This is a genomic window from Marmoricola sp. RAF53, assembly GCF_052114005.1.
Taxonomy (GTDB): domain Bacteria; phylum Actinomycetota; class Actinomycetes; order Propionibacteriales; family Nocardioidaceae; genus Marmoricola.
Genome location: NZ_JBFRDX010000023.1, coordinates 55,543 through 62,812, shown reverse-complemented (window position 1 = coordinate 62,812; position 7,270 = coordinate 55,543). Strand labels below are relative to the sequence as shown.

The window sequence follows — 7,270 nt, the reverse complement described above, 5'->3', positions numbered from 1 at the left end:
CGACAAGCTGCTGCGCACCGAGAAGCGAACCAACCCTGGGGAGGTGAGGGTCAAGCGATCCCAGGCGCCCCAGCGACGTCCTAGAGTGCAAACGAGTGTCACGGATCAACCGAAGTAGATCTGTCACCCCTCAACCGAAGTACTTCAGGCCCACCGAACCCATGTGTTACTCCGCCTGAGAGGTGACATTCGGCCTTCGGTCGAGGTGCTCTTCGACCGGATCTGTCGGGAGAACGGGATCGGGCACCTGACCACCCAGCCCAGGTCTCCGCCCACGACGGGCAAGATCGAGCGGTTCCACCGTGCTCTGCGAGCCGAGTTCCGCACCGACAGTTCGGCGCCTACCGACGACGCCACACCGCGCTGAGGGCAAACACGCTGAGCGCCAGGCCGAGGAGCAGCGCGAAGCCGACATCGCCGTCGGGCTGGAGGAACCGTGCGTGCCGGGCGCCGGCGAGCCGCGGGCTGTACGTGCAGGTGATCAGGACGGTGGAGGTCACGGCCATCGCCCCGATGCCCGCGCCCCACAGGATGGTGACCGCTGTCCCGAGGCCGCCGAGGATCAGCGCGTGCGCGAGTACGGCGATCCAGGCCGAACGTCCGTCCGCACAGACGAACACCGCGGCGAAGGCGGCTGTGCCCAGGAGGAAGAGCCCGCAGTCGAGCCGGACCACGTGACGCAACGGCCGCTGCTCCACCGGCTCCGCGACCGATCCGTACGCCGCGCAGAGCGCCGAACCCCAGAACAGCGGGACGAAGGTCGACCAGAGCATCGCAGCGCCGCCCCCGCCCAGGACCGTCGGGACGGTGATGACATGGCCTCGCCCGAGCCGGACGACCAGACCGAGCACGACCAGGGTCGCCAGGACCACCGGAAACTTGCGGGCCCGCAGCCAGAACCTCACCTCGTCGAACCACACGTCTGGGTGCCGAACCACTGCCTGGTCGCATCGGGGCCGGCATCGAGCACCTGCATCGCGCCGGACAGCGTCTGGGGCAACGCCCCGATCTCCGTGAGCTCGGCCGGGGTGACCCCGCTGGCCAGCGCGACCAGGGTCGTCGGCACCGGGAGGTCCCGGACCTTGTCGCGCCCGCCGCAGGTCGACGCGCGTTGCACGTACCCGACTGCGATCGAATACCGGATCTCGGACTCGCTCGCCTGCCCCGTGGCGGTGGCATGGACGGCGGCGGAATCCCGTTGGTCCTCGGAGATCGACGTCACGCCGGGGAGACCCACAGCCCGGAGCCGTCGGTCGACGTCACCGAGAACCCTCAAGGACCTGCCCTGCTGGCCCCGGTTCTCGGGCCACACGCACACCCGCAGACCGTGCTGGCTCACGCACTCCGCCGGCGTGGTGCGCGCCTCGACCGCGAGCATGTTCAACGACCCCGGAGCGGCGATTGCCGCCGCGGCGCCGAGCCCGCCGGCAGTGGCCAGGACGATCAGCACTCCCGAGGCTCGCACGATCCACGGCCAGCCGTCGCAACGAGCGGTCCCGACCAGAACCACGAACCCGGCGAGCACGACGAGCGCCAGGACCGTCGAGCCGAGCAGCAAGGCCGTCGCCGGCCTCTGCTGATCCGCGCAGCACACTGCCAGATCGGCATTGAGGTTGCGCGGCAGCGCGACCCACCAAGAACCGGGGAAGGCGATCCAGACGAAGATGCCGGCTCCGGCGAGCGGAACAGCCAGGACCCTCGGCAGGATCGAGCCGAGGAGCGCGCCGAAGCAGGCGCACCCGATACCGGTGACGAACGTGAGCCCGACCACCTCCCAGGCGACCAGATCGAGCGGCACGGTCCGGGCCGCGCTCACCATGGCAGCCACACCCGCCGCCGGGACGCCGAGCAGCACCGCCGACCAGGGCAACGCGAGCACGACGCCGCGACGCCGGACCGGCCGAGACACCCGGAGCTGCGCGAGGAACGGCGGGAGGCGTAGCGCGGCGTAGGCGGCCACGAACGGGCCGGTGAGGATGAGCTGGCTGCTCACGGTCGCCAGATCGCTGACCGGATAGCCGGTGAGGTTTCCTGCACCCTGGCTCATGCCGACCCAGACCGCGAGGGCGAACGTAGCCGGAACGACCCAGAGCGCACCGGAAACCCGGAGCACCGTCCAGGGACTCACTGGTCCTCCCCTCCGACGGTCGCCGCGAAGACCTCGGCGAGGTCGGACGAAGTCACGCCCAGGCGGCGACCGTGCCGGACGAAGTCGTCCCGGGTGCCGTCGGCCACGATCTCGCCGCCGTCGAGGACCGTGACCCGGTCGACCTGTCCGTCGAGCTCGGCGACCTGGTGGGTCGAGATCACCACGCCTCCGGGGAAGTCGAACGCTGCCAGGGCGGCGCGGAAGCCCCGGGTCTGGGCCGGGTCGAGCCCGGCCGTTGGCTCGTCGAGCAGGAGCACCTCGCCGCCGCGCACCCAGGCCTGCCCGAGACAGAGGCGCCGCAGCTGGCCGCCGGAGAGCGCGCTGCTCCGCACCTCTGCCTTCGGAGTCAGGTCGACCATCTCGAGTGCCTCGGCCGCCCGCCGTCTGGCCTCCCGGCGGCCGCACCCGGCGATCCAGGCCGCGAACTCGAGCTGCTCGCGGGCCGTGAATCCTCGGGCCGCGCTCGCCGTCTGCGGCATCCAGCCCACGTTGCGGTACAGCGCCTCGCGGGCGCTGTCGCCGCCGAACGCGACGGTTCCCACGGACGGAGTCACCTGCCCGGCGAGGAGCTTCAGCAGCGTCGACTTGCCGGCCCCGTTGCGTCCGAGGAGAAGCGTCGTCGCCCCCGGCGTGACCATCCAGTCAAGATCCCGGAACACGGGCACCGGCTTCCAGCGGTGGTAGCTGAAGCCGATGCCCGCCGCCGTCAGCACCAGCGCGCCTCTCGCGCACCGTCCCCTGTCACCACGTGATCTGGTAGCTGCCGCTCAGGTACGGGTAGATGACCATCCCGGCAGCGACATCGGACTCGTGGACGTCGAAGTGGTAGTCGTCTGCTGCATAGTCGCCGCCGACCACCGCGTCGTCGTACGACGTGCAGTTGATCCGCTCGGAGGCCACGGTCTTGTCGGGGCCGAAGCTCTCCTTGCGGATCCGGGCGTCGAAATCGTGCTTGCACCGGGCGTAGAACACGACCTTCGTCGACACCGAGGTCGTGTTCGAGTCGTGCCACGAGCTGCTGGCGTCGCCGTCGGTCCAGTTCGTCATCGTCCCGCTGCGCGTCGCCGCGAGCGCGGGCGCCGCGACCCCGAACGTCGTCAGCGCGATCGCGCCGGCAGCGAGGAGCTTGCTTCGAAAGTGCATCCAGGTCTCCCTCGGTCACGGTGCAGCCTGCTGCTGCACGCGCTACTGGGAAGACGTGGGAACGACCACCTGGATTACGCGTCGCTCCCTTTCCCGACCTGCCACGCCGCGATCAGACCGTGACGCTGACCGGGAAGGTGCTGATCCAGATGAGGTTGCCGATCAGGACGGCCGTGCCGACGCCGACCAGGATCCGGCGGAGCCGGCGGTCGTGGATGCGGGTGCTCACGCCGGCGAAGAACAGCACGACGGCGTACAGCACGACGGTCAGGACGTAGTTGCTGGCGCGTTGGATGTTCCGGCCGACCCGTTCCGCCGAGGCGGCCGCCTCCTGGTCGAGCCGTTCGGCGTCCGCGGTCTGCGTCGCCCGGTACTCCGGCATCGCGAACGGCGTCGGCGGCGCGTCCGGGTTGGTGAGCGGTTTCGTCGCCTCCCAGGCCGCGAAGGCCGGCTTGAAGCCGGGCCGGAACCGCTGTTCGTAGAAGTCGGCGAGCTCCTGGTCGCCAGCGCGGTCGGCCCCCGACCAGGCGATCCAGGTCGCGACGTCGACCTGGGTCTGTGCCTGGGCCAGCCCCTGGGCACGCGCGGCCTCGATCCGGATCGCGTTGGTCCGGGCGGTCGCCTTCGCCTGCTCGCCGTTCCACCGGGTGGCCTGGTAACTGCTCCACGAGGTGCCCAGCGCCGCGACGACCAGCAGCACGGTGACGATCACCTCCAGCCAGTCGCGGCCGCCCTGGGCCGCCGACTCAGCGGGCCCGGCCATCGGCGTCGCAGGGCGGGGAGACGGTGACGCCGGCAGCGTCGAGCTGCGCGTCGATCAGGCGGATCGTGCGTTCCATCGCGGTCGGCTCCAGCCTGCCGACGCCGTCCCCGTGCGGGTGGTCGAAGAAGACCAGCAGCATCATCAGCACGGTGATCACCGCGGTGACGCTGCCCATCAGCACGGCCTGGGTGACGGCGCCCTCGGCCGGGTCGGCGAAGAACAGCATGTAGACGAAGATGATCGCGCTGATCAGTCCCAGCGCCAGCCACAGCGGCGACGGGATGATGCCCTCGGCCCCGTGCACGCGGTCGATCCGGGCCTGCTCGCGGTTCTGCGTCTGGTCCATCCAGCGGTCGTACGCCGACTGCTCGGTGGCGGTCTTCGGGTCGACCGTGCGGATGGTCCGGAACATCTCCGCGCCCCACGGGTTGATCGCCCCGAGGCTGCCTTGGCCGAGCGCGTCCCACTCGGTGCCGACCACCGAGCGGGCGTAGCAGGCGAGCTCGCCGGTCAGCTCGGCCGACGCGGGCGCCGGCAGGAACTGGGCGGTCTGCACCTGCTGCGCGACGATCGTCGCCTCCGACTCGCCGCCGGCACGCGAGGCGTCGTAGGAGGAGAAGGACAGGAAGATGATGAAGCCGAGCAGGATCGAGAACCCGGTCGCCAGCACGCCGAAGACGCCCGAGGCCCGGTCGCCGTCGGAGAAGTAGCTGCCCTCGGGAGCGCGCCGCCGGACCAGCAGCATCGCCGTGATCGCGATCGCGACCACCGGGACGAGCAGCACCACGGCCCAGACGAGATTCACCGCTTCCCCACCTCCGCGCCACCCCTGGGCCACCCCCGGACCCGCTCCGTGGGCACACCGTAGGGCTCGCCGTCTCGCAGCGGCACCACCCGGAACGGGCGATCCTCAGGTGCTCGCGACGACGTCCGCGACCACGCGGCCGAGCCGCTCTCCCGCGTCCTCCTGCAGGAAGTGGCCGGCTCCCTCCAGGACGTGGTGACGCTGGTCGCGGGCGCCCGGGACGCGCTCGGCGAAGACCTCCGCCCATCCCTGCGTGGCCGGGTCGCCGTCGGAGTAGCAGGTGACGAACGGCCGCTCGAACTGCTCGAGCACCCGCATCGTGCGGCGCCCGATCCGGGCCCCGACGTCGTTGCGGGTCAGCGGCAGCAGTGCGGTCATCTGCCGCATCCCGGCGGTGTAGCGGTCGTCCGGGAACGGCGCGTCGTACGCCGCCAGCACCGCGGGCGCCAACGGCCGCACGGTCGCCGCGCCGACGAAGTCGCTGGCCCGCAGCGTCGGCGCCCGCTGGGTGTAGAGCAGGTAGTCGAGCAGTGCCTCCTCGACGACCACGCGGGACTCGCCGGTCCCGTGCACGGCCCAGGTGAGCCGGCCGTCCAGCGCCGGGTCGGCGGTGTGCAGGATGGTGTTCGCCGCGACGACGCGGGCGAACCGGTCCGTCTCGGCAGCGAGGACGCTGAGGCCGATCGGGCCGCCCCAGTCCTGGGCCACCAGGGTGACGTCGCGCAGGTCGAGGCCGACGACGAGGCTGCGCACCCAGCCGATGTGCCGTTCGAAGGTGTAGTCGGTCGGCCGGGCGGGCTTGTCGGAGCGTCCGAACCCGATCAGGTCCGGCGCCACCACCCGCAGTCCGGCCCCGACCAGGACCGGCACCACGGAGCGGTAGAGGTAGGACCAGGTCGGCTGGCCGTGCATCAGCAGCACGACCGGTGCGTCCGCCGGACCCTCGTCGAGGTGGTGCATCCGCACCGGGCCGAATCCGTCGACCTCGACGTCGCGGTAGTGCGGCGCGAAGGCGAAGTCCGGGAGGTCGGCGAAACGGTCGTCGGGAGTGCGCAGGACGTCGGTCACGGCGCCCAGTCTGGCGGCTGGCCGGCCCGGAGACCCGGCTTTCAGCGCTCGATGTACGACGCCAGGTCGTCGGCGCTCTCCCGGCGCGGCAGCGTCAGCGTGAACCGGGCGCCGCCGTCGGGGCCGTCGTCCACGGTGAGTGTTCCGCCGTGCCGGGCCGCGACCCGGCGGGCGAACGCGAGTCCGATCCCGGAGCCGGCACTCCCCGCGGCGGCCGACCCGCGGGCGAGCATGTCGAAGATCCGGGAGCGCTCCTCCGGGGCGACGCCGGGGCCGTTGTCGCTGACCGTGATCGAGACCGACGTGCGGGAGGTCCGGCCGGAGACCCGGACGACGGGCTTCTCCGGGTCGCCGTACTGGATCGCGTTCTGGACCAGGTTCTGCAGGACCCGGGCGAGCAGGGCCGGGGACCCGTGCGCGACAGGGAGGTCGTCCACCTCGACCAGCGCGTGGCGCTCCTGGACGAGGCCGTCGAGGTCCTCGAGCAGCTGCCGGGCAAGGACGTTGAAGTCGGCCTTGCCGGAGGTGGTCACCTCGGTGGCGGCGGTGCTGTAGGAGAGGACCGCGTCGACGAGGCCGCCCATCCGGACGATCATCTGGCCCATCGTCTCCAGGGCTCCCGCTCCCTCCTCGGAGAGCACCGGCCCGTCGAGGGTGGCGACCATCTCGGCGTACAGGGCGATGGTGGTCAGCGGGGTCTTGAGGTCGTGCGCGACGACCTGGGCGAACGCGGCGAGGTCGGCGTTCGAGGCGGCGATCTCCTGGGTGCGTTCCGCGACGACCTCCTCGAGGTGGTGCAGCACCTGGGCGCGCTCCAGCGCGACCGCGGTGCTGTCCGCGAGCGCCTGCAGCACCTCGGCCTCGGCGGGCGTGGTGACGTGCTCGTCGGCCCAGTAGGTGCCGATCGCGGCGACCGGGTCGGTGGTGCGCACCGGCGTCATCGCGAGGCTCTTCACGAAGGTCGGCCGGTAGGCCGCGTGCGGGATCCGGTCGTCGACGTAGATGTCGGGCAGGAAGACGGCCTGGTGGTGGTTCATCGCCCAGCCGCTGATGCAGCTCTCCAGGGGGAAGCGCATCCCGGCCCACAGCGGCTCGATCGCGTCCTCGTCGACGTAGTAGCACTGGTCGCCGTCACGCAGCACGAAGGTGGCGCCGTCGGCTCCGACGAGCTCGCGGGCGGCGTGCCGGACGATCTCGACGATGTCGGCCACGTCGCGGGCAGCGGCGAGGTCCCGGATCGCCCGGACCAGCCGCTGCAGGGACCCTGCGTCGACCTGCGAGACGGACGGGACGTAGTGCCCGTCCGTGGTGAGAGCGAACATCGGGACTCCAGACTTCGGGA

The 7,270-nt window shown here is 71.5% G+C and carries 8 protein-coding genes and 1 pseudogene; 1 reads left to right on the top strand and 8 read right to left on the bottom strand.

Going from position 1 to position 7,270, the window contains the following annotated elements:
- Positions 1-193: 193 nt before the first annotated feature.
- Positions 194-322: pseudogene (locus tag AB4Y76_RS17495) on the top strand (IS481 family transposase); the annotation flags it as partial.
- Positions 323-341: 19 nt separating this feature from the next.
- On the opposite strand, the gene AB4Y76_RS17490 reads toward AB4Y76_RS17495, so the two are convergent.
- The 8 genes from AB4Y76_RS17490 to AB4Y76_RS17455 all read right to left on the bottom strand — a co-directional run bounded on the left by AB4Y76_RS17490 (position 342) and on the right by AB4Y76_RS17455 (position 7,250).
- A complete protein-coding gene (locus tag AB4Y76_RS17490; RefSeq protein WP_441927585.1) occupies positions 342-905 on the bottom strand; it encodes a hypothetical protein in 564 nt (187 codons plus the stop codon).
- Positions 902-2,128, bottom strand: coding sequence for a DUF7224 domain-containing protein (locus tag AB4Y76_RS17485; RefSeq protein WP_441927583.1), 1,227 nt, complete (start codon positions 2,126-2,128; stop codon positions 902-904). Before AB4Y76_RS17485 ends, AB4Y76_RS17490 begins: the two co-directional genes overlap by 4 nt.
- Positions 2,125-2,862: an ATP-binding cassette domain-containing protein gene (locus AB4Y76_RS17480; protein ID WP_441927581.1), complete on the bottom strand. Its 738-nt coding sequence runs from the start codon at positions 2,860-2,862 to the stop codon at positions 2,125-2,127. Before AB4Y76_RS17480 ends, AB4Y76_RS17485 begins: the two co-directional genes overlap by 4 nt.
- A gap of 28 nt (positions 2,863-2,890) precedes the next feature.
- A complete protein-coding gene (locus tag AB4Y76_RS17475; RefSeq protein WP_441927579.1) occupies positions 2,891-3,292 on the bottom strand; it encodes a hypothetical protein in 402 nt (133 codons plus the stop codon).
- A 112-nt stretch (positions 3,293-3,404) separates the two neighbouring features.
- Positions 3,405-4,055, bottom strand: coding sequence for a hypothetical protein (locus AB4Y76_RS17470; RefSeq protein ID WP_441927578.1), 651 nt, complete (start codon positions 4,053-4,055; stop codon positions 3,405-3,407).
- Positions 4,039-4,860 (bottom strand): bestrophin-like domain, encoded by an 822-nt coding sequence (locus AB4Y76_RS17465; protein WP_441927576.1) that lies wholly within the window; start codon positions 4,858-4,860, stop codon positions 4,039-4,041. The genes AB4Y76_RS17470 and AB4Y76_RS17465 overlap by 17 nt, the downstream gene beginning before the upstream one ends.
- 105 nt (positions 4,861-4,965) lie before the next feature.
- The gene (locus AB4Y76_RS17460; protein ID WP_441927574.1) at positions 4,966-5,928 is read right to left on the bottom strand and encodes a haloalkane dehalogenase; all 963 of its coding nucleotides are present in this window, start codon (positions 5,926-5,928) and stop codon (positions 4,966-4,968) included.
- Positions 5,929-5,969: 41 nt separating this feature from the next.
- Positions 5,970-7,250, bottom strand: a complete 1,281-nt coding sequence (locus AB4Y76_RS17455) for a sensor histidine kinase (RefSeq protein ID WP_441927572.1) — start codon at positions 7,248-7,250, stop codon at positions 5,970-5,972.
- Positions 7,251-7,270 lie beyond the last annotated feature (20 nt).